This window comes from Pseudomonas sp. Z5-35 (genome assembly GCF_051131945.1).
Lineage (GTDB): Bacteria > Pseudomonadota > Gammaproteobacteria > Pseudomonadales > Pseudomonadaceae > Aquipseudomonas > Aquipseudomonas marvdashtae.
This window is the reverse complement of the sequence record NZ_CP071640.1, coordinates 330,046-354,479: the sequence shown is the minus strand read 5'-3', so window position 1 is coordinate 354,479 and position 24,434 is coordinate 330,046. Positions and strand designations below refer to the sequence as shown.

Annotated in this window: 24 protein-coding genes; 6 read left to right on the top strand and 18 right to left on the bottom strand. The window is 59.7% G+C overall.

All coding sequences use genetic code 11. The annotated features are described in order from the left end of the window. Positions 1-115: 115 nt before the first annotated feature. The 12 genes from J3P95_RS01685 to J3P95_RS01630 form a co-directional block, all read right to left on the bottom strand. Positions 116-331: a hypothetical protein gene (locus J3P95_RS01685; protein WP_434560188.1), complete on the bottom strand. Its 216-nt coding sequence runs from the start codon at positions 329-331 to the stop codon at positions 116-118. A 417-nt stretch (positions 332-748) separates the two neighbouring features. After that, a complete protein-coding gene (gene sctU, locus J3P95_RS01680; protein WP_434560186.1) occupies positions 749-1,849 on the bottom strand; it encodes a type III secretion system export apparatus subunit SctU in 1,101 nt (366 codons plus the stop codon). 15 nt (positions 1,850-1,864) lie between these two features. Further along, positions 1,865-2,662, bottom strand: a complete 798-nt coding sequence (gene sctT / locus J3P95_RS01675; protein WP_434560184.1) for a type III secretion system export apparatus subunit SctT — start codon at positions 2,660-2,662, stop codon at positions 1,865-1,867. Next, positions 2,662-2,916, bottom strand: a complete 255-nt coding sequence (gene sctS / locus J3P95_RS01670) for a type III secretion system export apparatus subunit SctS (RefSeq protein ID WP_434560182.1) — start codon at positions 2,914-2,916, stop codon at positions 2,662-2,664. The genes sctT and sctS overlap by 1 nt, the downstream gene beginning before the upstream one ends. Positions 2,917-2,926: 10 nt before the next feature. Continuing rightward, a complete protein-coding gene (gene sctR, locus J3P95_RS01665; protein ID WP_039590376.1) occupies positions 2,927-3,580 on the bottom strand; it encodes a type III secretion system export apparatus subunit SctR in 654 nt (217 codons plus the stop codon). Continuing rightward, positions 3,577-4,674, bottom strand: coding sequence for a FliM/FliN family flagellar motor switch protein (locus tag J3P95_RS01660; RefSeq protein WP_434578984.1), 1,098 nt, complete (start codon positions 4,672-4,674; stop codon positions 3,577-3,579). Before J3P95_RS01660 ends, sctR begins: the two co-directional genes overlap by 4 nt. Beyond that, positions 4,671-5,234 (bottom strand): type III secretion protein, encoded by a 564-nt coding sequence (locus J3P95_RS01655; protein ID WP_434578985.1) that lies wholly within the window; start codon positions 5,232-5,234, stop codon positions 4,671-4,673. The genes J3P95_RS01660 and J3P95_RS01655 overlap by 4 nt, the downstream gene beginning before the upstream one ends. After that, complete coding sequence (locus J3P95_RS01650) at positions 5,227-5,646, bottom strand: hypothetical protein (RefSeq protein WP_434578986.1); 420 nt, start codon at positions 5,644-5,646, stop codon at positions 5,227-5,229. Before J3P95_RS01650 ends, J3P95_RS01655 begins: the two co-directional genes overlap by 8 nt. Next, positions 5,633-6,991, bottom strand: a complete 1,359-nt coding sequence (locus tag J3P95_RS01645; RefSeq protein ID WP_434578988.1) for a FliI/YscN family ATPase — start codon at positions 6,989-6,991, stop codon at positions 5,633-5,635. The genes J3P95_RS01650 and J3P95_RS01645 overlap by 14 nt, the downstream gene beginning before the upstream one ends. After that, on the bottom strand, positions 6,988-7,881 hold the full coding sequence (locus tag J3P95_RS01640; RefSeq protein WP_434578990.1) for an FHA domain-containing protein: 894 nt from the start codon (positions 7,879-7,881) through the stop codon (positions 6,988-6,990). Before J3P95_RS01640 ends, J3P95_RS01645 begins: the two co-directional genes overlap by 4 nt. A gap of 159 nt (positions 7,882-8,040) precedes the next feature. Further along, the gene (sctV, locus tag J3P95_RS01635; protein ID WP_434560170.1) at positions 8,041-10,128 is read right to left on the bottom strand and encodes a type III secretion system export apparatus subunit SctV; all 2,088 of its coding nucleotides are present in this window, start codon (positions 10,126-10,128) and stop codon (positions 8,041-8,043) included. Continuing rightward, complete coding sequence (locus tag J3P95_RS01630) at positions 10,125-11,120, bottom strand: TyeA family type III secretion system gatekeeper subunit (RefSeq protein ID WP_434560168.1); 996 nt, start codon at positions 11,118-11,120, stop codon at positions 10,125-10,127. The genes sctV and J3P95_RS01630 overlap by 4 nt, the downstream gene beginning before the upstream one ends. On the opposite strand from J3P95_RS01630, the gene J3P95_RS01625 reads away from it, so the two are divergent. The 3 genes from J3P95_RS01625 (at position 11,106) to J3P95_RS01615 (ending at position 12,714) form a co-directional block, all read left to right on the top strand. Next, positions 11,106-11,486, top strand: a complete 381-nt coding sequence (locus J3P95_RS01625; RefSeq protein WP_434560166.1) for a hypothetical protein — start codon at positions 11,106-11,108, stop codon at positions 11,484-11,486. The genes J3P95_RS01630 and J3P95_RS01625 overlap by 15 nt on opposite strands. Positions 11,487-11,569: 83 nt before the next feature. Beyond that, positions 11,570-12,121 carry an RNA polymerase sigma factor gene (locus J3P95_RS01620; RefSeq protein WP_434560164.1) on the top strand — a complete coding sequence of 184 codons (552 nt, stop codon included), beginning with the start codon at positions 11,570-11,572 and terminating at the stop codon, positions 12,119-12,121. After that, entirely contained in the window at positions 12,118-12,714 is a 597-nt protein-coding gene (locus J3P95_RS01615) for a GNAT family N-acetyltransferase (protein ID WP_434560162.1), read from the top strand. Before J3P95_RS01620 ends, J3P95_RS01615 begins: the two co-directional genes overlap by 4 nt. Positions 12,715-12,804: 90 nt before the next feature. Here J3P95_RS01615 and J3P95_RS01610 read toward each other — a convergent pair whose 3' ends face one another. After that, a complete protein-coding gene (locus tag J3P95_RS01610) occupies positions 12,805-14,019 on the bottom strand; it encodes a cytochrome P450 family protein (protein WP_434560160.1) in 1,215 nt (404 codons plus the stop codon). 141 nt (positions 14,020-14,160) lie between these two features. Here J3P95_RS01610 and J3P95_RS01605 point away from each other — a divergent pair, with 141 nt between their 5' ends. Then, positions 14,161-15,318, top strand: coding sequence for a serine hydrolase domain-containing protein (locus J3P95_RS01605; RefSeq protein WP_434578994.1), 1,158 nt, complete (start codon positions 14,161-14,163; stop codon positions 15,316-15,318). Between the two features lie 158 nt (positions 15,319-15,476). Here the strand turns inward: J3P95_RS01605 and J3P95_RS01600 are convergent, their stop codons facing one another. Continuing rightward, positions 15,477-16,544: a transglycosylase SLT domain-containing protein gene (locus tag J3P95_RS01600; protein WP_434578996.1), complete on the bottom strand. Its 1,068-nt coding sequence runs from the start codon at positions 16,542-16,544 to the stop codon at positions 15,477-15,479. A 208-nt stretch (positions 16,545-16,752) separates the two neighbouring features. On the opposite strand from J3P95_RS01600, the gene J3P95_RS01595 reads away from it, so the two are divergent. Beyond that, positions 16,753-17,241 (top strand): CesT family type III secretion system chaperone, encoded by a 489-nt coding sequence (locus J3P95_RS01595; RefSeq protein ID WP_434560154.1) that lies wholly within the window; start codon positions 16,753-16,755, stop codon positions 17,239-17,241. Between the two features lie 15 nt (positions 17,242-17,256). After that, positions 17,257-19,380, top strand: coding sequence for a type III effector (locus J3P95_RS01590; RefSeq protein WP_434578998.1), 2,124 nt, complete (start codon positions 17,257-17,259; stop codon positions 19,378-19,380). A gap of 323 nt (positions 19,381-19,703) precedes the next feature. Here J3P95_RS01590 and serS read toward each other — a convergent pair whose 3' ends face one another. From serS to J3P95_RS01570, 4 genes are read right to left on the bottom strand one after another with little or no spacing between them, the layout of a single operon-like run. Next, positions 19,704-21,008 (bottom strand): serine--tRNA ligase, encoded by a 1,305-nt coding sequence (gene serS, locus J3P95_RS01585; RefSeq protein WP_434579000.1) that lies wholly within the window; start codon positions 21,006-21,008, stop codon positions 19,704-19,706. A gap of 55 nt (positions 21,009-21,063) precedes the next feature. Then, entirely contained in the window at positions 21,064-22,320 is a 1,257-nt protein-coding gene (locus tag J3P95_RS01580) for a M20 family metallopeptidase (RefSeq protein ID WP_434579002.1), read from the bottom strand. Between the two features lie 27 nt (positions 22,321-22,347). After that, positions 22,348-23,244, bottom strand: a complete 897-nt coding sequence (locus tag J3P95_RS01575) for an NAD(P)-dependent oxidoreductase (protein WP_434626620.1) — start codon at positions 23,242-23,244, stop codon at positions 22,348-22,350. Further along, the gene (locus tag J3P95_RS01570; protein WP_434626279.1) at positions 23,231-24,397 is read right to left on the bottom strand and encodes a Gfo/Idh/MocA family protein; all 1,167 of its coding nucleotides are present in this window, start codon (positions 24,395-24,397) and stop codon (positions 23,231-23,233) included. Before J3P95_RS01570 ends, J3P95_RS01575 begins: the two co-directional genes overlap by 14 nt. Positions 24,398-24,434: the final 37 nt, after the last annotated feature.

The following is a 24,434-nucleotide window of genomic DNA, read 5'->3' as shown; positions in this document are numbered from 1 at the left end:
GAGGGAGCTTGCTCCCGCTTGAGGGCGAAGCCCTCACAAAAAAGGTCTGCTGCGCAGCCCAGCGGGAGCAAGCTCCCTCGCCACGGGTCCATCGTTTTCCAAGTCATTGCGAGCCTTACCGAAGCTTCATCGCTTCACCTCCTTCCTGCATGACTTTCCTTGCGCTGTCCATGAAGCCCTTGGTGACCTCCGTCACCGTATCGCTCATCAGCTTGGTCATGTCGGCGGAGCTTTTGACGAGCACCATGGCGCTCTGGCGCTCTTCCATCTGCATCTGCATATCGAACTGCCTTTGCATAAGGTCTTTTTGACGGCTTTCCATCTCGCTCATGAACGAATCGGGAGTGCGAGGTGCCGGAGCGGAATCGGACCTTTGCCTGTCGTTCAGCGGTCGATCGTCAGGTGGTGCGGCCGTGCGGTTCGTGCCCCTTGTACGAGTCCGGCCGCGTTGGTGCACCGCAGGGGGCGCGGAGGACGAGCGCCCTCGATCATGCAGGCTTTGAGTGCCGGTGCGCTGCTGCGCATCGCGAGGCTGCTGGCTCAACGAGGGTGAACGCGATGGGTGCAAGCCTTCGGTGCCATGCAGGGCACCCGTGCCTCTTATGGCGCTGGATAACGCATTGGGTTCAGGCATGAGAATCTCCACGAGTCTATGTTTGCGGTGGATACTGTCGGCAAGCCGGCATCGCCCAGGCGAGCCCGGCTCACTACCTGAGTGGCATACCCGTGCGCACCGGTTCCATCGGCCTCAGCGCAGGTTCAGTTCCGGAATTTCGATCACGTCATCCTTGGCCTCGTCGTCCAGCTCGCGCAATACCCGGTAGATGTGCGCAACCGCCTGGAGCGTTTCCCGGGGGATATAGCCGCCAACGTCTTCCCGGTAAATCGTCCGCGCCAGCCAGATGCATTGGATGACCGGGACGCGCGCCGCCTTGGCCCGCTCGATCAACGCACGGGCATCGGCATCGACACCTTTGGTAATCAGCTGCGGCAACGGTGTCTCCTCAGGTCGATAGAACAGCGCGACAGCAAAGTGCGTCGGATTGACCACCAGCATGTCGGCCTCCTCCACCGGTTTGGTTTCCTTGCCGGCGGGCTGGTCGATCAACTGTCGGGCCAGGCTGCGGCGATGCATCTTGACGTGAGGGTCGCCCTCCATCTCCTTGAACTCTTTACGCACCTCTTCCTCGCTCATGCGCAGGCGCTTGGCGAAGAAGTATTTCTGCAAGCCGAAATCGAGAATCGCCAGCACCAGCAACACGCCCAGGCAGATGTGCATGATGTGCCGGAACAAGCTCGCCAACCCGCGCCAATACGTGTTCAGGTCGCCATTGACCAGGCTGATCAACGACCCGAGGGCGGGCATGGTCACCAGATACAGCACGCTGGCAATGAACACGGCCTTGACCAGCCCCATGAACAATTGGATCAGCGCCTGGGCGGAGAACATCTGTTGGGCCTGGTTCAATGGGTTCAAGCGGTTCGGATCGGGTTGCAGGGCCTCGGGCGCGAACAGGAAGCCGAACTGCACCCAACCGGCAATCAGGCGCGTGGCGATCGCCAGCCCCACGGTCATCAGGGTGAAATTGAGCAGCACGCCGCCGGCATGGGCGAGGGTTTCTTCGAAGGCTCGCACGAAGTCGACATCCAACCGGTGCAGCGGGAACGCGACCATGTCACCCAGCGCCTGCATGCTGCTGTCGGCCTGGCTCAAGGCCACTTCGGTGATTGCCGTGAGCACCAGCAGGCTGCTCAGGTCCTGGCTTTGGCCGACCTGACCCTTTTTGCGCGCGTCGCGGATTTTCTTCGGTGTCGCCTGCTTGGTCTTTTCGCCACTGTCTTCGCTCATGAACGAGCCCCTCCTTCAGGGCGACGGCACTAACAGATGCAGCAGATGGCGGATTTCTCCGTATCGGCTGAGACGCCCGGTCATCGCGTCCCACAGGGTGGGCAGGTAGAACAGCAGGAAGCCCAGGCCGACCAGGCTCTTGGCCGGCATGGCGAGGACAAAGACCTGCAATTGCGGGCTATACAGGCTGAGCAAGGCCAAGGCGAACTCCACCAGCAACAGCAAGCCGATAAAAGGCGCGGCGTAGAGGATCATGTGCATGAACATTTCGGCGAGCAGCCCGAGGAACACGCCGAAGCCATCCGCGCCGGGCAGCGGAAACCAGACCGTGGGCGACCACACCAGATAGCTGTCCCAGATCACCTGCGTCAGCGTGCCGATGCCCAGGGTGGCGACCAACAGTAAAATGGTCATCTCCTTGAACAAATGGCCCAAGGGCGTCGTGTCCGTGCCAAGGGCAGGGTTCAACTGGCCACCGATGAGCGCACCGCGCTGGTTGTCGAGCAACGCGCCCACCGACTCGTACAACCAGAACGGCATCGCCAGCAACACGCCAAGCAGCAGGCCCAGCACGACCTCCTTGAACATCAAGCCGCCCAACGTCAGCCAGTTGACCTGCGCGTCGATCAAGGCCTGGCGGATGCCCGGCGCCGGCAGCATGCCCAGGGCGAACACCACGGCATGGCGCGGCAAGCCTCGCAGATGCTGGAAACAGAACACCGGAACCAGATAGGCCACAGGATAGATGCGCGCCATGCCGAGGGCGATCGACAGCAGCAGGTCGAAATACGGGACGAACGCCTGGGCCGTCATCAGGTATTGGCCATCATTTCAAAGGCCCGGCGCAACAGCCCCAGCAACTCGCCTCCGATCCACCGGCCGGTGACCAGCAAGGTTAGCCCGACCGCCACCAGCTTGATGCCGAAGGGCAAGGTCTGGTCCTGGATCTGCATCAAGGCCTGCACCAGGGAAGTCAACACGCCAACGACCACCGCCACGATCAAGGGCGGCGCGGAGAGCAATACCACCAGCAGCATGCCTTCCTTGAACAACGTCAGCGCGTCCATCGCATGCCCCTCAGAGATAGGAATAGAAAAGGCTGTCGAGCAATTGCGTCCAACCCTGCACGAGGACGAAGACCAGCAGCTTGAGCGGCAGCGAAATGGTCATGGGCGCGACCATCTGCATGCCAAGCGCGAGTAGCAGGTTGGACACGATCAGGTCGATGACGATGAACGGGATGTAGATCAGGAACCCCATCTGGAAGCCTGCTTCGAGTTCCGACAGCATGAAGGCCGGGATAAGCAGCATCAGGTCGTCGCGACTGGCTTGCTCGGCGCGCTCCTTGGGCCACATCCGCTGGGTGTTTTCCAGCAGATGCGCAAGGATGTCCGGGTTGGTATTGCGCGACATGAAGGCTTGCAGCGGCTTGACCGCGTTCAAGGCGGAACCCTGCAACGCCTCGGTATTGCTGAAATCCAGCGGCCGCTCTTTCAATTCTTCGGCAATGTCGTGGCCGACCGGCGCCATGATGAACAGCGTCGCGGCCAGCGCGATGGCATACAGCGCCATGTTGGGCGGTACCTGCTGGACGCCGATGGCGTTGCGGGTGATCGTCAGCACGATGGCGATCTTGAGGAAGGCGCTGCAAATGATCAGCAGCAAGGGGACCAATGAGATCCCGCCGATGAACAGCGCCAGCAGAAAGGGGTCGACCCCCTGGAAGCTCATCCAGCCACGTCCACGCGAGTGACTTGCAGGCCCAGCCGGCCGTCGATCTCCACCAGCTCGCCATGGGCCAAGGCCCGCTCGCCATGGAACAACGCCGCCACACCCGGCGCCACACCCTGGACCTCTAGCACCGCGCCGGGCGCCAGGTTGCGCAACTCGCCCAAGCTCAGGCTCAAGTGACCGCAGCGAATCGTCAGCGCCAGCGGCAGGTCGCTGAAGCGCTCGTTGCCGACGCCCCGCTCCTGCATCGGTGCCTCCGCGGTTTCAGTGTCCGCATCGTCAGGCACCGGGTAATCGGCCGAGTCGGGAGCCTGGGCATCCGGTTCGTAGCGGCTAGTATCGTCCCAGTCGGGCGTCAGGATATCGGTGTCGGCATGGGTGCTCATAGCGGTCTCCTCCAGAGCGGATACGGTCAGGCGCAACGGTGCGGCGCGACTGTGCACCCGCACCTGCAAACAGTGCCGGCCCAGGCGAACCTGCCCTTGGCCGGATGCGTCGAACAGAGCGGTTTGCGGCACCAGCACGTCACCGGGGCGCAGTACCGCCAGTAGCCCGGTATCCAGCGCCAGGTGCCCCAACAGCACCGGAACGTGCAGCACGAAATCTTCATTCCAAGGCGCTTTGCGTTGCTGCCACGGCGCGGCACCCAGCAGCCCGAGCAGGGTTGCGCCGGTCACTTCCACGTGACTTGCGACACAGGCAGCGCCCACCCTCACGTCGAGCCGACACGCGATGCCCCGGATCATCGGCCCGGCCAGGGGCTTGAGAAAGCCGAACGCCTGGCGCAAGGACTCGCTCAGGGTTTGCTGGAACAGCGCCCAGAACCAGGCGTCATCCGCGCAAGGCTCGGCGGGCAGGACCACCGGGCATTCGCCGAACAAGCTGAGTACCGGGCCGGGCTCGGCCAAGGCCAACCCGCCATGGGCGCACTCCAACAAGCAGGGCGCGCCTGCCGTGCGGCTGCTCGGCGTCAGTTCCAGCAAACCCGTTTCGCCTGCTACCTCGAAGGGCAAGCTGACGCCCGTTCCCAGCAACAAGCGGGCGGCGACGTCATCGCCGCACACCGATGGCAGCGTCAATGCACGTACGGTCATGTCATGTTCGCCTGTTCTTCGCGCATCACGCGCACCGTCACCGGCTGGCCCAGGCTCTGGGCCAGTGCTTCCTCAAGGCGACCGGAGCGACTCGACAGCCGCGCATGTGCTTGTTGGGTTTCGCCAGTCAGGCCGATATCCCAGCCAGACGCCCCGCCCAAACGCTGCGCAGAGACCCTGATCCGTCCCAAGTGCGGAAGGTGCAGCAGCAGGTCCAATTGCTGGTCGAGCGTGGCGCGCAGGCGTGGCGACAACTGATCGACGAAAGCCTCCACTTCGCCTCCCTCCGGGCCCGCCATCCCCGACAGGGAACCGGTACCTGCGGTGTCGTCCTCGCCATGGCCCCGGGTTGCGTCGACCCATTGGCGAAACCAGTAGCCGTCACTGCGCTCGGGCATCACTTCGGGGTCGCGCTCCGATGCAAGCGCGGGCTCGCGTGCTGCCAGACGACTTGCCCGGCTCGCCTGGGCAAGGGGTTGCTCGTAAGCGTGCGGCGCGTGACGGACGGGGACAGCGGGGCGATGCGGCGGCGTACCGCCATGCACGGTGCGTTCATTCATCACTGGAGGCCTCCACCAGGTAGTCCATCATGGCGCTGAGTTTTTCCAGGTCACGCCTGCGCCCTTGCAACCGTTGCTGGGCGGCTTCGGTGTTGCGCGCCTGTTGCGCCTGTTCCTCATCCAATGCCTGCAAGGCTTGGGTTTGCTTGGCCAGCTCACCGATCAAGCGTCGCTCCTCGGTGCTCCACGCGTTCAATTCGCAGACGCTCACCGCACGGCCGCGATGCTCGCCGTACAACGCTTCGCGCCGCGCTGCCTGCTGTTCAGACGCGGCCTGCCAGCGCGCCCGCGCGGCGGCGACCGCCGCTTCGCGTTCGCGCAACAAATCGCGTTGCTGACGCCAGGCCCGTTCGGCTTGCGCCTCGCGATGCCGGCGCACCGGCGCCAGGGCGTCCAGATCAGCCCGGGACATAAGCAGTCAGCTGCTGGAGGTGGGCGAGTGTCGAGGCAAACGCCTCCGGCTCGCGCAGGTCTTGGCGCAGGAAAGCGTCCAGGGCGCCACGAGACTCCACTGCCAGGTCGGTCAAGGGGTCGGCGCCGGCCTGATACTCGCCCAGGCGCAACATCAACTCGATCTGGTCGTAGGCCGATAGCAGGCGGCGCAGATTGATCCCCGCTCGCAGGTGATCGGCCTCGGCCACGTTGACCAAGGTGCGCGACAGGCTGGCCAACACGTCGATGGCCGGGTAGTGACCACGTTCGGCGAGCTTGCGCGACAGGACGATGTGGCCGTCGAGCAGTGAGCGCACTTCGTCCGCCACCGGATCGTTCATGGAGTCCTGTTCAATCAGTACGGTGTAAAGCGCGGTGATCGCGCCTTCGTTGCTCAGCCCGGCCCGCTCGACCAGGCGTGGCAACAGGCTGTAGACCGACGGCGGCAGGCCGCCGCGACCCAGCGGCTCGCCAGCCGCCAGGCCGATTTCCCGTTGGGCTCGGGCGAAGCGGGTCAGCGAATCGATGAGCAGCAGGACCCGCTGGCCCCGGGCACGAAAGCCCTCGGCCAATGCCGTGGCGGTGAATGCCGCGCGGGCACGCTCCATGCTGGAGCGATCGGAGGTGGCACACACCAGGACCGCACGGGACCGCAGCTCATCGTCCAGCTCATGGTCGAGAAATTCGCGCAGCTCACGCCCACGTTCGCCGATCAGGCCGAACACGATGACATCGCAATCGACGTTGCGAGCGATCTCCGCCAACAGCGTGGTCTTGCCGCAACCGGCACCCGCAAACAATCCGACCCGCTGGCCTTCGCCGAGCGTCAGTGGGCCGTCGATGGCACGCACGCCTGTCATCAAGGACCGTTGAATGCGCGGCCGTGCGGTGGGTGCGGGCGCCTCGCCAATCACTTGCGAGGCATGCAACACCCGCGGCCCGGCAAATGCACCCACGCCCCCTTCCAGCAAGGGCCGGCCGAAGCCGTCCAACACCTGGCCCAGCAACTGCGGCCCGACGACCACCCGATGCGGCATGCCCAGCGGCTCCACCGCCGCGCCGACCCGGACACCTTCCAGCCCGCCCAGGGCGCTGAGCAAGGCGTCGTGCTGGTCGAAGCCGACGATCTCGGCGAGCAATGGCTCGCGGGCCTCGCGCTCGACCTGGCAGAGGTCGCCGATCTGCGCCCCCGGCAGCCGGCATTGCAACAGGATCCCGCTAACCCGCTGCACCCGACCACGCACCATGACCGGCGCGAATCGCCGCAGATGCGCGCGCTGCCCGGCCTCCCAGGTTTCCATTCGGGCGATGGCGGCTTGCATCACCAGGTCACCTCGTAGCGTTGCTCGCCCTCGAAAGTGACTTTGCCGCTGTCGATCGCGGTCAGGCGCAGGCCGTCGATCTGGTCGCCGAGGAACAACCGGCGACCGTCGGAAGTGACGACGTGGCCACGTTTGCCGCCGACGATCTGGGCGATCTGGAACGGCAGTTGCGTCAACCGCTCGTTGACGTTGGCCGTGATCCCGACCGACGTATCGTAGCGAGCATGGAAGCGCTCGATCAGGCGCTCGACCACCGCCAGGCGTTGACGCGGCAGCTCCCCCACCAAGGCCAGCCGCTCGCCCTGGACCTCGACCCGTACAGCCGCATCCAAGTCACGCTCTTGAAGCATGCGATCGAGCTCCAGGCGGACCGCCTCGACAGAGCCCAACGCCGCCTTGGACGGTTTGAGCTGTTGTGCCGCGCCGGGCGCCACGGTCGGTGCCGGTTGGCTGGTGAAGGCCCACGCGCTGGAGGCGACGGTGATCACCGCTGCGGCAATCCCCAGGCGCTTGGGCCACGATGGCCGTGTCGCAGACTTGCCGGTCTCGCGCTCCGCCGTCAGCTGCGCCGCCTCATCCAGCGCCGCCTCTTCGGGCCAGGGCTGATCGGCCGGGGCCAGGCACAGCCAGACGCCAGCAATGGAAAACGGCGCGTTGCCTTGCAACGGCTCGGTCGATGCCCAAGGCTGGCCTTGCCCATTGCAAACGGTGCCTTCCAGCGTATCCAGCAGCCATTGGCCCTGGACCTGCTTGAGGACCACGTGACGTGCGCAAACGCCTGGGTCGTACAATGCCAGGTCGGCGTCTTCCGCCGCCCCGACCACCCATTGCTCCCCCACCAGCGGCAATGCCGCACCTCGGTGCAGACCACTCAATACTCGCAGTTCGAACATGGTCGATTCCTCAAGGCGCGACAAACGTGCGCCCACGATCAGGTTGAACGACGGGGCGCGGACGGCCCTCGTCTACTGTCACAGCCAGGCCATCGAACGCACCTGGATTTACGTCACAACGCTTGGCATCGCCGCTGGCGCGCCAAACGAAAAAAACCGTCATGCGGCATCCTCGACCCGAAGTGTTTCCTGCTCGAGATCAAAGCGCCCCAGCACGTTGACCTGGGCATTGCTATGCAACTCGCTGAAGGCGAGCACGGGCACGTGGTTGAACTCGTCACGCAGCAAGTCACGCAGCGGCGCGCGCAGGTCCTGGGCCACCAACAGCACGGCCACGCGTTTGGCCCGCAGCGGAAACCCTTCGCGCAACTGCAAGACCAGGGCGCGGGTGTGCACGCTTTCCAGGGCAAAAAAGGTTTCCGTCTGGGTCTGGCGCAGCGCGTCTCGCAGCAAACCTTCGGTCTCCGGCGTCAACAGCCAGACGTGCAGGCCGTCTTCGTCGCGGTACTGGTGATAGATCTGCGACTTCAGAGCGATGCGCGCGTAATCAGTCAGCGCTCCCACGTCGCGCTCGTGCTGGCCATGCTCGATCAACGACTCGGCGATCAACCGTACCGCCCGCAGCGGCACGCCTTCCCCGGCCAGGCGTTGCAGCACTGCGGCGAAACGGGCCAAAGGCATGGTTCGTTGCAGCTCCTGCACCAGCTCTGGCTGCCCTGCTTCGAGCCAGCTGAGAATCGACTTGCTTTCCTGCAAGCCGAGGAATTGCGGCCCGGTGGCAAACATCGCGCGGCTCATGCGCTCGACCAGCAACTCACCCGCCGGCACCGCCTCCACGCGCTCGTCCGCAAGCAACGGATCGTCCGGCGCCAGCCATAGCCACTGATGCTCGTCACGCACTTCACTGCCGACCTGCGCGTCCCGCGGTTCGAACGGCAGTGGCCCGCGCGCTACCGCCACGCGGTTACCGAAGGTCGCCCTCAGCATCGGCACCTCGTGCACACAAAAGCGGAACTCGTCGTCCTCCAGGAGCGTGCTGTATTCGATTTCAAACGGTGGCAAGGTCAGGCCAAAGCCGGCCACCAACGCGTTGCGCTTTTTGCGGATCGCTTGGATGACTTCTTCGGCGGCTGGCTTGCCTTCCATCAACTTGGAAAACTGCAAGAGATAGGCACGGGTTGGATCAAAGCTGCGCAGGTCTTCGGCGCCATTCTGTTCGGGCGTCACCACCGCTTCAGGCTGGTCACCCTCACGGGCCCGGCGTGCACGGGCATACAACTGGAGAATGCCCGCGGTGCCTGTGATCAGGGCGATGACGATGAACACCAGGGTTGGCATGCCGGGCAACGCGGCGAAGCCAAGCATGCCCACCGAAGCGATCACCCAGGCCTTGGGTTCGGCAGTCAATTGCTGGCCGATTTCCTTGCCGACACTGCTACCCGCCGGCTGCCCTTCCGGTGACACGCGAGTGATGATCATGCCGGCGGTGAGGGAAATCAGCAGTGCAGGAATCTGCGCGATCAGGCCGTCGCCGATGGTCAATACGGCATACAAGTGCATCGAGTCAGACGCGCTCATATCATGCTGGACCATGCCGACCGAGAAGCCGCCGATGAGGTTGATCACCACGATCACCAAGCCTGCGATGGCGTCGCCCTTGACGAACTTCATCGCCCCGTCCATCGCCCCGAACAGCTGGCTTTCCTTGTTCAGTTCCTCACGGCGGCGCCGGGCTTCGCTGACATCGATCAGGTTGGCGCGCAAGTCGCTGTCGATGGACATCTGCTTGCCTGGCAACGCATCCAGCGTGAACCGCGCCGCCACCTCGGCGACCCGCTCGGAGCCCTTGGTGATCACCAGGAAATTGACCACCGTCAGGATCAGGAAAATGACCAACCCGACCGCAAGGTTTCCCCCCACCACGAAATTGCCGAACGCCTGGACGATGTGGCCGGCGTCGCCCTGGAGCAGGATCAGCCGCGTGGTTGCCACCGACAGCGCCAGCCGAAACAAAGTCGTCAGCAGCAGTACTGCCGGAAACGAAGAAAACGCCAACGGCCGTGGCAAGTACAGCGAGAGCACGATCAGCAGGCAGGAAATGCAAATGTTGATCGCGATCAGCGCATCGACTACCGAAGTCGGCAAGGGCAGGATCAGCATGAACACGATGCCGAGCACCACGAACGCCCCGGCCACTTCGATACGGCGCACCGCCGCGTTGGCGACTTTGTTCAGTATCGCGATCATGGCCGCGCTCCAATGACCGGTTCGGCGGTCTGTCCGCGGGTCTCGCCACGGGAGCGCTCATCGAGCAGCACCAACAGGTTTTTCAGGGCGTTCTGGCGGCTTTTGGCATCACGCCAGAGCGCCAGCGGCAACCGCTTGAGCAACGGGTACAAGCCGTTCAGGGAGACGAGTTGATCTCGCTCCTGGTCTCCACCCAGTTCACGGCCGATACGACGGACCTCCGCCGAAGACAGGCCGCTGCTGACAAACCCCAGCATGCGCTGTAGCAGCAGCACGGCCGTGAGCTGGCTGGCTGGGCAGCTGTAGGCCAGTCGCTCGAGCAAACCGCGACAGCTTTGCAGCACGCTGCTCAATTGCGTCGAGGCAGCCAGGCCGATCAACAGCGTGCGCAGCAACGCGGTGGGCCGTGAAGGCGTATGGGCGGCGATGTCATCGGCCAGCGCGCGGCGCATCATGTCCAGCCCCGACACGAACGCCGCTTCGCCGAACAGGCCAAGCAACGCTTGCATCATGGTCGGCAACGACTGCTTGAGCACCACGGTGTCGTAATAGAGCCGCCGTACCGCCTGACGCAGTTCAGGATCGCCGCCCGAAGCGAGCAGTGCCTCAGCGATGTTCATGCCTGCTTGGATCTGCGCGCCATAACGTTCACGCAATAGCTGCAGATAGTCCCGGGCACGCTTGGCTTCGACGAGGCGACCTTGCGCCTCGGCGTCCAGCAACGCTTGTTGCAAGATCAGGTCGGTGCGGGCCGGATCACCGCCAGTGGACTGGACCACCTCTTCGAGTATCGGTTGGCCATTGAGCAGCACACCGGCCTGGGCGGCCATGGCCCCCAGGCTCTGCTTGCCCGGATGGCCGAGTTGGTCGTACCACTCCTCCAACTGCTCCCGGGTTTCAACTCGCGTGCGGCCCACCTCACTGCGGGCGCTGCGGATGCGTCGCTGGCTCAGCGCCTTGGTATTGCGCTCCACGTGATGACTGAAGGTCATGCCGACCTCCTCCATCGAACTGGGCTGCGCGGCCTGCGACGATTCGACAGGCCTGCCAATGCCCGCCACAGCCGAAGCGGCCTGGGCGAGATTGACGGCGGTGTGCGCGTTGGTCGGGGCTTCTACTTTCATGATGGCCGGGAGCGTGGTTTCGGACGCTCAGTGGGTGGCGCCGATCCCGCATTCGGTTCCATCGCCGGACAGGCCTTTTTCGATCCTTTCGGCGGCATCGTTCCCACGCCATTTTCGGGGGACCAGCCGGTGCAATTTCATGCATTGAGTTCCGTGAAAGCCGTGCATGCCCTTGCACAAATAGAGCAAAAGCACCAGCTAAAACCACTTCAATATCAGTTAGTTAAAGGATAGGTCGGGATTGGCACAGGTCCTGCTGAAGGGGTAACGCCGACATACGGGTCGGCGCTATGGAACCTATTCAGAGGGATTTATTGATGAACAGTCTGAATCTCATGCTTGCCCCGCAAGCCTCACCGACACGCCCCAGCGCGCCAAGCGCCTGCTTCGGCGACGAGCGCAAGCTGCGTCTGTTTGTGCAAAAGCGTGTGCTCAACCAAGACGACGCCGACGACATCATCCAACTCACCTATCTGGAAGCCTGGCGCAACCAGGAGAAGTTCAAGGGCCTGGCCAAGCCGGACACCTGGCTGTGCGGCATCGCCCTGAACCTGATCCGCAACCACTTCCGTCGCTTCTATGCACAACCACCGCTGAGTACGTTCGACGAAAGCGATTTCATCCCATCCAGCGAAGACATCGACCTGAGCGAGCTGTGCGACAACCGGCGGCTGTTGGACCGTACGCTGTCAGCCATGGACGCGCTGCCCAAGGACATGCGCGAAACCCTGTGGACTGCCGTGGACACCGAGAGCAGCTACCGCGATGCCGCCGAACGGCTGGGCGTGCCCATTGGCACTGTGCGCTCACGGTTGTTTCGCGCCCGTGAACAACTCAAGCGAAGCGTCTACGGAGAAGCCCGACCATGATCAGTAATCGTTTGAACAGCCGACCCGACCTGCCACGTGGCGTGCGCCGCTATACGCCCGACGACTTGCCGGTGATGACCGATATCTTCAACGAAAGCGCTCTGGGGGGGACCAGCTCTCCGGTGCTCAGAGCGTTTTCCCTGAAGGAAATGACATTCTTCGTCGATTGTTTCGTCAAGGAAGGTGATCCGATCTACGTACTCGAACGCGCCGGCGAAGTGGTCGCCTGGTTGATCGTCAACCGCTTTTGTTGGGGCGCCCAGGCCTGCCGATTGACCGGCGAAGTGTCGATCTACGTGCGCAACGATCACATCGGCAGCGGCGTCGGCATTCGCCTGGGCCAGGCCGCGGTGGTATTGGCCAGGCAGTATGGTTTCGAGACGCTGGTGGCCTGGATCATCGAGCACAACGAGGCGAGCAAACGTGGCGTGCAGGGACTGGGCGCAGCGCAATGGGGACGTTTCCCGGGTATCGCCCGATTCGCTGACAAACGTGCGGACGTCGTGCTCTACGGGCTGGACCTGATGCCAATCGACACGCCATCCGCCACTGTTTCAGCGCCTGTGCAGACACTGGAGGCCAGCCTGGCGTAAGTTCACGGCTCGTCCGGCCGGCGTGTCGGACGAGCCGTATCGTTCATCTGGCATGGGCATTCGGCCCATGCCAATTTTTGCACAACCCAATCAATCGACCGACCAGCACACCGGCAACGCATCCGGTCCCCTGAAGTTGGGCACATAGCGCCAGCGCACAGCGCCGGGGTCAACCGCCAATTGCAGACCCGGACAACGTCGCAGCAAGGTGTCCAAGGCAATTTCCAGTTCATGCCGGGCCAACGATGCGCCCAGGCAATAATGCGTGCCCTTGCCGAACGACATATGTGGGCAGGCCGGGCGAGTGATATCCAGCCGTTCAGGATTGGCACACATCGCCTCGTCGCGATTGGCCGATCCCACCACCGCCACCAGCATCTGCCCACGCTGCAAACGCTGCCCGGCCAACTCCGTGTCTCGGGTGACGAAGCGGACCATCGCCCGCTCCACCGACGAGTCGTAACGCAACAGTTCTTCGACCGCGTCGGGCATCAGCGCCGGCTCATCACGCAATCGGGCCAGCGCATCAGGATGCTGCACAAGCGTGTACACGGCATTGCCAATCATCGACGCCGACGTTTCGTGACCGGCAATGATCAGCAGGGCAATCATGCTGCACAGCTCACTTCGGCTGAGCATGCTGCCCTCTTCCTCGACCTGGGCCAGCGCCGACACCAAGTCATCCGCCGGATGGGCCCGACGCTGATCGATCAAGGCGAGCATGTAGCTGGCGAATTCGTGGTAGCAGCGCTGCAGTTCACTCAGGTCATGGCCCACTTCCCGGACGATCGTGTGGGACCAACGTCGAAAATCCTCACGGTCTTGAGCGGGGACACCGAGCAGTTCGGCGATGACGGTGATCGACAAAGGAAAGGCATACTGGCTCACCACATCCATTCGCCCGCTCGGCTGTACGGAGCCCAGCAACGTCTCGGCGATCTGTTCGATGCGCGGCCGCATGGCGTTTACCGCCTTCAAGGTGAAGGCCTTGTTGACCAGGCGACGCAAGCGGCGATGACTCTCCCCGTCGCGGTTGAGCATGTGATCGTTGAGAAAAGCGATGGACTGCTCGCCACCCAGCATTGCGGCAAATTGCGGATCGATCCGTGACGGGTCACGGGCGAAGCGCTCGTTGTCCAGCAGCACTTCCTCGACTTCCCGAGCGCCGGTGACGTACCACATCGGCGACTGCCCTTCGGGCTGGCTGAGGAACACCGGAGACTCCTGGCGCAGCGCCGCATAATGCCGATAAGCCGCGCCGCGAAACGCGTCGCTATTCAAATCAAGGGTACGCTCGTAAGCCATGAAACTCTCCAAGGGCGGGGATCGTTGCTCCTGAGTGGCTCGGCTCGCCTGAAAAGATCCCACAGGAGTTCTTGAAACTTGATGAACCGTTTGCCCGCCCGCCGTCACTCAAGGGGAACCCCTACCCCGCGCGGAGCTGACATGACGCATGCACTTGCTTTCGATGGCCACTGTGACCCTCGCTTCGAACCCGTCAGAGAAGCTTTTATCGGGCTGATGCAAAGCCCTTTCGAACGCGGTGCCGCCCTTTGCATCCAGGTTGATGGCGAAACGGTGGTCGACCTGTGGGCCGGAACTGCCGGGCCGGAGCCGGACAGGCATTGGCAGCGCGACACCCTGCTCAACCTGTTTTCTTGCACCAAGCCCTTCACGGCGGTGGCGATCATGCAGTTGGTCGGCGAGGGACGCCTGGACCTGGACGTGCCGGTCTGCCGCTACTGGCCTGAATTCGCCAATGCGGGCAAAGCGTCCATTACCGTTCGCCAGGTGCTTTGCCATCGCGCCGGGCTGCCCGCGCTGCGCACGCCCCTGGCGCCGGAAACGCTTTACGACTGGGACGCCATGACCGACCTGATCGCCGAGGAGCAGCCGTGGGCCGAGGCTGGAACAGCGCAGACCTACTCGCCGTTGCTGTTCGGCTGGATCCTGGGTGAGCTGCTGCGCCGGGTGGATGGCTTGAGCCCGGCGCAAAGTATCCACCAGCGGGTGGCGGTGCCACTTGGCCTCGACTTCCATATGGGTCTGGACGACGCGACCATCGCTCGATGCGCCTACATGGCGCGCACCAAGGATGAGGTCGACGATGAGGCCTTTGGCCGAGTGCTGCGGTACGTGCTCACCGAGCCGACGGCCATGAGTACATTGGCCTTCGCCAACCCACCGATGGCGCTGGGGCGCAGTAACGAGCCGGGCTGGAAGCGCATGGCCCAGCCGGCGGCCAACGGCCACGGCAACGCGCGCAGCCTGGCGCAGTTTTACGCCGGCCTGCTCGACGGACGGATACTGGAATCGCCCCTGCTCAACGAAATGCTGCGCGAACACAGCGCCGAATACGACCCGACCATCCAGACCCCCACCCGTTTTGGCCTGGGCATCATGCTCAACCAGTCGAACGTGGCGAACGGCAGTTATGGCATGGGCGCCGAGACCTTCGGCCACATGGGCGCCGGTGGCACCATCGGCTTTGCCGACCCCGAGCGCGGCGTGGCGTTCGGTTTTGCCTGCAACACCATTGGCTCCTATGTCTTGATGGACCCTCGCGCACGCGGCCTGGCGAATGTCGCGATGGATTGTTTGTAGAACCCGAATTCGGCGATGGTCAATCCGTGGCGAGGGAGCTTGCTCCCGCTGGATTGCGCAGCAATCCCATTGTTGATGGGCGCTACGCACCCAAGCGGGAGCAAGCTCCCTCGCCACGGGTTAAATATCGGCAAGCGAATCGTATTGCACCCGTGCACTCACACCCCAGGTGGCGCAGCCACCTCCGCCACCTGTGCCTCGACCGTGCCGGAGTCGGGAGCAGCGACCACCTGTCCTTCATCACCGCCGACGCGAGGCAGCGCCGCCTTGGCGATCATGTCCGGTTGCGCCAGCAGCCTGCGCGACGCTTCCACGGGCATCAGCAATCGTCCTCTGGCCCGCCCCCGCCCGGCAGGGTTGAGCATGCGCAACTCCCGTTCATGAACGCCCGACAACTGCGCCAACTGCGCGAGATCCACGGGTTGCGTCAGCGCGACCATCTGGAAATACGGCTGGTCGGCGATCGGCGCCAGGCTCACGCCAAAGTCCGCAGGCCTGTTCACCAGTTGCGATAACGCCAGCAAGCGCGGCACGTAGTTCTGGGTTTCGCCCGGCAGTGACAGGTTCCAATAGTTGGTCGCCAAGCCCCGCGCGCGATTACGCGTGATGGCGTCGCGCACCCGCCCCTCCCCGGCGTTGTAAGCGGCCAGCGCCAACAGCCAGTCACCGTCGAAGTAATCGTGCAGGTAGGACAGATAATCCAAGGCGGCCCGGGTGGACGATGGAATGTCCCTGCGCTCGTCGTAGTCACCGCGCTGCTGCAATTGGTAACGGCGTCCGGTGGCTGGAATGAACTGCCAGAGCCCCAAGGCCTGGGCAGGGGATTTTGCGTTCGGATTGAACCCACTCTCAATGGCCGGGAGCAGCGCCAGCTCCAAGGGCATGTTGCGCTTGCTCAATTCGCCCACGATGAAATGCAAGTAACGGCTGCCCGCGCGTCCGGTCTGGGTGAGAAAGGCCGGGCGTTCCATCAGCCAGCGACGTTGCTCGTCAATACGTGCCACCCCTTGGGTTCTTGCCTGCAAGGAAAAGCCCTGGCGCATGCGCGCCCACAGGCTGCCACCGCTTTGCGGGGATGACTCGCCAATCTCGATGATCGTGTCCGTGGGTGCCGGTTCAAGCCAGCGCAGTTGGGCACGGTAAGGCTCGTTGGCGAAACGATCATCAATGGTCAGCTGCGGTTCGAGGTGCTGGCATCCGCACAGCAAGGTCCCCATGGCCAGCATGGACAATCCTTTGGGGACGAATCGAAGGGCTGGCAAAGGTGCGAGTGATCGGAGCATGGGCGGTCAACCTTGAGTGAGGTGGCGCCATTGGGTGGCAGATCAGCTGTCGGCGGTTCCACGCCATGCGGTGGAACCGAAATGACGCTGCGGTCACTCATCAGGGGCAGCAGGCACTCGTCGGTGCCTGGATGACAATGCGAGGTCAATCATGGCGTCACCCACCTATTGCAAGCTGATCGATCAGCTGTGCGAACTCACGATGATTCCTGTCCCGTCGGCGTTCTACGAAGAGGCGAACCTGTCGGTCAAGGATGTGGATTTTTCCCTCAAGCACACGCCTGGCGTGGGCGAGGGAGATGTTTTCATCTACTGCGGCTTCGGACCGTTGCCCGTGGCGAATCGCGAAGCGGTCCTGCAACGGCTGCTGGAAACCAACCTGTATTTGCTGAGCGGGGCGTTCTGCCCATCGCTGTCGTACAACCACGACAGCAAACAGGTCGTCCTGATCGGCCACGTCCCCCTGGACGGCCTCACGGCCGAGCGCCTGCTCGGGCTGATGGGCGGTGCCGCCGACATGGCACTGATCTGGCGCGATGGCTACTTCTTCGACGGTACTCGCCCAAACGAAGCCGCCAAGCCCACCCAGCACAAACCCACCCCGCGTAGCACAGGGCTCAACAACGCCCTGTCGATCTAGGAAGGAGAACACGACATGCCAGCAGCATCAGTAGGCGGAACCTCGGGTTCGGCGCCATTACACCCGCAACAGGACGATCGGATCTTGCCGGTGAGAACCAGCCTGTCCGAGCAGGTTCGCCCCTCCACCACGTCGTTGGTGCCCTACCATTTCGCCGGCGACGCCAGCGAGGCGACGGCGAAAAAATTCACTTCCATGCAGAGCCGCCTGACTGCGGATATCAAAAATCTCGGCAAAATGAACCCCGAGAGCGACCCTATCGGCTTCGCGCGGGCGCACATGGCGCTGGAAGGCAAGGCATTGGAATACGCGCCAGGCACCAGCTACCAAGAGGTGCGCAAGCATCTGGCCGGCCTGGGCGGCGCGACCCACCCGATGCTCTCGGGACAGGAAGAAACCGAGGCATTCGCCAAGGACTTCAATCAGTACCTGGGCATGAGCAAGGCCGCCAGGAACGAAAGCGGTGGTTTCGCAGCCGTCTGGGACAAACATTGCGGGCGCGTGGGTAACACCCTCGGCGCCTACCACTCGTTGTGTCAGGAGGTCATCGACAGCACCCCGGAGGGAGATGGCCTGAAGTCATTGCAAAGCAGTCACGCCGCCTTCCGCAATTATGCCAAAGGCGTCATGCAAGCCATGGCACAAGACATGCCCCAGCGCTTGGATGACTTCCTCGCAAGCCGGATCGAGCATGCCCAACAAGCCGCGAGCAACCAGGACCTTTCCGAGGCCGAACGCACTCAGGCGAGCGCCGAACTGACCCAGTTGAACAAGGTCAAGGAAGAGCTTGGCGAGTTCGTGGAAAAGGAGGACGACAACCCTAGCGCACTGGCCACGGCGACGAAGAAGAACGAGGTGCTGGACACCGCGCTGAAGAACGTCGCACGCCAGGATTATGTGGCCGAACTCAAGACCCACAGTGGTTTCGTGACGGGCCTGGCCGTATTCGCCGATGCGGGAATCCCCCAGGGTTTCGCCTCTGCCGGACACTTCGGTGCAAGCACTGCGGCGATCGATGAGAAGATGGCGGATCGGCCTTTTGGCGAACATGTGGCGGCAACTTCAGCGGTCCTTGGCGGCGCACATAAGGTGATCAGCGACGGCCTTCGCCCGTTCGTCCAGATCCTCGTCGACAAGACCATCGGCAGGGGGTTGGAAAAAGTCGATCCGCTGGCGGTGTACCCCAAGGCCCTGCAAGACATCACGGTGAACGGCCGCCGAGTCGCCAACCCACAGTTCGAAACCCTCGACGCGACACAAAGCGAAAAGCGCGCCGATTTCAAACTCAAACAGAACGCCAACAACTTCGGGACCATGAGTGGCGACTTCACCGGCTACCTGGCCTTCGGTGCCGCCCACGCGGTACGCGACACGCTGGACCTGTTCACCTCCATCAACGCGTCAGGGATCGCTGCCCGCAGCGCCGCTTCGGCGGTGGGCGGCACCTTCATGGCGGGCGGCCAGGCAGTGGCCAAATATGCCCAGACCCATGGCGATGAGCAGATCCCCACCTATCGCGTCACCAAGGAGAACCGCGAGTGGAAGGAGCTCCTGCCCAAGGCATTCTCCGAAGCGACAGGCAAACTCAACCCGTTCAACCTGGCCAACATCAGCGATGTTGCCGCCCGGATCATTGGCGCGGGCGAAGGGATAGCCATGCGCACAGCGGTGGGAGACGCGGCCGCGGTGGGTGAAGATCCGGAGGTGAGGGAGAAAATGGAACAGATCATCGCAACCTTCTTCTCTTCCGGCCTGACGCTGATGCCATTCTTTCCCAACAGCGTGACGGCACCGCTCGAAGGCAAGGCATTGGGCGACGGCAAGGATGACCTGACCAAGCGAGGCAACGTAGCACTCCAGAACACCTTCCATCCAAATCGGGAAACACTGCCGCACACCCAGTCCGAAGGCGCGCGGCTCGCCATCGAGAACGCCTATCACGTGTCCCGAGGCTTCAGCCAGATCATCCCGCAAACGTCTGTCACAGCACTTAACCTGAGCGCCGATTGGGTTAAAAGCGTAGCCACGAGGCCTAAAAATGCTCCCGCTGGCGACAACATAGAACTGGCCGAACGCGGCGAAGCGCCACCCCTGGGCGGACCGTCCAACGAACAAACGCCCACCCCCCGACCAACCTGAGAAAGCCGCCGGAGCATCATCGATGGTCCGGCATCCCTCCCTCCACGCTGGCCGCAGGAAGTTCCTGCGCCAGCCCTTGCGACACGCTCCGACACACTTCACTTGGCAGCTCGACCGCGACCCGTGGCGAGGAGAGTTTGCCCCCGCTGGGCTGCGCAGCAGCCCCAAAAGCCAGGCACCATGGTTATTCAGTGATACCGCATTGGCCGGTTTACGACTGCTGCGCAGCCGAGCGCGGCGTGCCGCATATCCGCGCCGAGAACGAAACTGACCTGTACAGTTGAGAGCGGCTAAACCCACCTAAATTACTAGATGGCCCTAATTCAGGCTTGTATTTTACGTGCGCTGGTAATCTGGGCAATTTGATCAAAATCAAGATAACGCTTTAGTGCTTCAGGCACTCTCACCGAGCCATCACTGCACTGATAATTCTCTAATATAGCGATCATCGTCCTACCCAACGCAGACGCAGTACCATTAAGAGTATGAACATACCGATTATTTTTTGAGGCCGAATCTCTATACCTTATATCAAGTCGCCGGGCCTGATAGTCCGTACAATTACTAGCGGAGGTAATTTCACCATACTCCCCCGCCTTGCCTTTCCCTGGCATCCAAGCTTCAATATCATACTTTTTATATGCCGGCGCTCCTAAATCCCCAGTGCAGTTTATTACAACCTTATAGGGAACGCCTAACTCACTATAGATTTCCTCTTGCAACGCAAGAATTTTGTCATGATATTTAACACTGTCCTCCGGCTTACATATGACAAACAGCTCCAATTTCTCAAACTGATGGACTCTATAAAGCCCTTTACTGGATCTCCCGGAAGCGCCAGCTTCACGCCTAAAACAATGACTTTCAGCGATGTAGAGCAGAGGCAATCTAGATTCGTCAATAATCTCCCCAGCATGCATCCCGGCAACGCAAATCTCAGCAGTAGCAATAAGACTTTTATCCAGACCTTCAAGACCATAAGTATTACTTTCGTCACCTTTTGGAGCGAAGCCAACACCTTCCAAAATATGATTGAAAGAGACATCAGGAGTTTGCAATGGTGTGAATCCGGCACCCAATGCTTTGTTAAAAATGAAACTCTTAAGGGCGTGCTGGAGAAATACAGCCTGATTTTTCAAAAAATAAAACTTTGAACCAGCTACTTTCGTACCCGAATCAAAATCGATTAGATCTAATTCCTGACCTAACTGAACATGATCCTTATGAGAAAAATCGAATTTTGGAATCTGCCCTTCAAATTTCACGGTGAAATTGTCCTCATCTCCTTTTCCCACGGGCACTTCGGGGGAGGTCCAGTTGGGCAGCTGGCGTGCAAGCAAATTAAATTCGTCAAAGAGCAAGTTATAAGCCTCCTTCGCACGTAGAATATCTCCCTTCAGCACTGACGCTTCAGAGACTACTAACTGAGAACCACCCTTCATTGGATCTTTTTTTATAGATGAAGATATTGAATTTAGCTTACGCTGCATTTGTTCCAAATTTTGCTTATGCAGCTTCACTTCATTATATAAAGAAAGTAACCGATCCAAATCGAAGCTCAGGCCCCTCGCGAATAAGTTAGCCTTCATTCCTCCAACGTCCTCGATAATCTCTTTGATATTTATCATCTGAGCTCCACCACCATCACTGACTATGCCACCGAAAAATCAATAAAAAGGTTACCTACATACATTGAGCATTAGGCCCCATCAAAAAAAGCGATAACGCTTTAATCCCAATGCGCATCTGATCTATCTCTATCCGCTCGTGAGATGAATGCGCATCTCCCAACGATCCCGCACCAAAGATAGCTGTTGGTACGTTAGCCTCGTGCGCATAATGGCGAGCGTCACAGCTCGCCCTCCACGCATAAATTGGAGCCCCACGAGCTATACGGCGGGAAATGGATATCGACTCACCCAAATGTCGCAACAACGAATTATCCTCTGATTCGAGGTAGGCTTTATTTCGCAAACCAGCGTGGAAGTTTAAATCAATTCTTACCCCGAGAAAAACCTGCTCAAGAGATCTAACCAGATCTTCTAATATTGTTTCGATTTCGATCATTGAATTTTTTGGTAAGAACCCAACATTGAATACTAGATTACATCTCTCGGGAACAGTACCCGGCCATTCCCCCCCCAAGATCTTCCCTATATTAATCTGTAGCGGACGTTTCCATATAGAAAACGCAGGATCCCCTTTCGCGTCAGCAAGCATTTCGTGCTCTAATTTTTTTAACTCCTCCATTAATCGCACCGCCACATTTATCGCGGACAAGCCTTCCGAGTCACTTCCCATATGAACCGACTTCCCAATGATAGTCGCCTCACATGTCAAACAACCTCGGTGGCCTCGATGTACCGCTAGGTCCGTCGGTTCAAAAACAATAACCAGGTCCGCCAAAACACCATGGAGAATAGTGGACAGCGTTCCATTTCCTCCGACCTCCTCCTCCGAAACCAAGTCCAAGCGGACCTTATATTGATGAGATATCTTTTTGTACTTTAAAAAGGCTAAAGCCCCGAGTAGCAAAAAAAGATTACCTTTTGTATCGCATGCCCCTCTACCATAAATGTACCCTTCCTCGAGCCAAGGCGTAAGTAGCTTTGCACCTTCACCTTCCACAGGCACAACATCTATATGAGAATTAAACAATATAACCTCATCGCTGAGCGACTCCGCCTCATATTTAGCCCTTAAATTTATTTTTCCGGAGAATGCATCAGAACTTGTTCGAGCGCTGTGAGTACAGAGCTCTGAATGATAGTTTTCTACGCAGCAATTAAACCCATACCGCTCCAACAAACCCGTCAAAAAAGGAATAGCATCGCTTTCGTTACCACAGCTTGTATCAATAGATAAATACGCAATAAGTTCCGGTAGCATTTCCGCTTGGTAGGATCTGAACCAGCTATCAAACTCATTATCGAAAAACATTCGCCACACTCCTTATGCCTATTCGAATCAATTATCCAATAGTCCTCCTAAGGTTCTATCACTTTGGCCGCGTAAAACGCTGGCAAAATAGACCTCTCTTGCAGCAGCAAACATCTGGTAATCTTCCGGTGTATCCAGAATGTCGAAACAGTAGTCCAGATCCTTTGAAGCGCTGCCGATCGTAAACTGAAGTGGGTCCTCACCCTTCTCAATTGCAAATTTCAAAAATGCTTGAGTTAACGAATTGTTCACTCCGCCTCGCTCGATTAAAAGCTTTAGATAATTAGGCTCGATCCCTATCGATCGAGCAGCACCTACCATATCAGCCGCCAGTGCAACGACCCCCATAGACAGTGCATTATTAAGCAGTTTTATCTTCTGCCCCTCACCAACCGCTCCGACATGAAGTATATATCCGCAAAACCGGCTTAAAACTGTGCAGGCATCCGCCAAAGAGTCATCTGACGAACCGAGTATTGCATTAAGCTCCCCCCGCCGAGCCTCAATAGGACCTCTGGTGAGAGGCGCATCGACGTAGCGAATGTTTTGTAGCGCCAGCCTGTCGGCGATTTTCTTAGTTCGTAAAGGGTGCCCCGTAGTAGTGTCAACAATCAACAAGCCATCATGAACTATTGAAGATATACCCGCCTCCCCGAAACAAACCTCTTCAACCTCATCCGTAGATGGAAGTGATAGGACTATGGTGTCGCATAACTTTGCAACCGCGCCAGGGCTCGCTACCTCTACTCCTCCCAGCTTAAGAAACTCGGTCATACCCCTTCGTGAATTATTCGCGCAGCTAACCATGCGCTCCCGATTCCGAATAAGGCTCACAGCGATTCCTATCCCCATTCGCCCTAGACCTATTAGGCCGACCCTTTTATGCTGTAAGGATATTTCCCTATATGAATTAATATTGATCATTCCAGTCATTACGCATCTCCTCTGAAGCACCAGACTTCATTAGCACAGCCAACTCTTTCAAACGGATAAGGCCATCACTGCGCGGAACAGGTGCTTCATCTGAAAACATCTTCCGACTAACTGTGTGACCATCCTCCAGCCTCCGAACAATATCTTGAACCAACAAGGCTTGTGATTTATTTGGAAGGCCGGGCGACCCTGCGCCTTTAATACTACTAATCACGTCCTCCAAAAACCGACAAATTTTATCTATTTGTCGTCTCGGTCTATTTTTATTTGGAGGAGTGACATGGGAAAGCATCAAATCAAGGGGACTTGCACCTGAGACTGTACTAAACACGGTTAGATAATCATCATCCCACTTAGGACTATCCAAGCGGAGCACTGCAATTTCGGTAACGTTAGAAGTAGCATCAGATAGAACAAACTCCATTGTTCTACAACGCTCGCTTCGAATATAACTACTGATACCGGTCAGAACCATACCGTCCGCAAAGTCAACACAAGCCAGCATCGTTTCCGGCCGTTGCATTCCGCCTTGAACAAAGTCGCTTTCGCAAATAATAGAGGAAGTGCTTCTTAGCGTAGCAGCGGTACTAACACCTGCGATATAACATGCGAGATCCACAGGATGAGTAATTTCAGAAGTCACCCCCACGGTTGGACGGGCATCCTTAACTCGATATTTCGACCACACGAAGCTGACGCTTGACACACTGCGACGCTTTTCTAAAATAAACTTCTTAAGCTCCGAGACAGCTAAACTGTACCGCTCCACAAAACTTACGTATATCTGATCATCACCGAACGAGCGCTCAACAAACTTACTTTGCTCAGCATCGACAACAATAGGCTTTTCGCATATTATTTTTTTGAATGAAATGCTATTTTCTTTTATATATTTCAGCACCTCATAATGAGCATCGTCAGTTGTTGAAATGATTATTATGTCACAGCTAACTTTTCGCAGAAGCTTTCTAAAATCATTCTCTAAGGGAACTCCCCCCCCGATCAAAGCTGTAAGCTTCGACTCATCCGTGTCCGCGACGCCCACGATATCTATTTTCCCGATTGCGGGGTCAATAAAATGTGATGCTTTAATGAAACGGGAACCGGAATTTCCAACTCCAATGATAACCGCTCGGACAATCATGTTACCCCTCTCACCAATTACCTAATTTATCAACTGG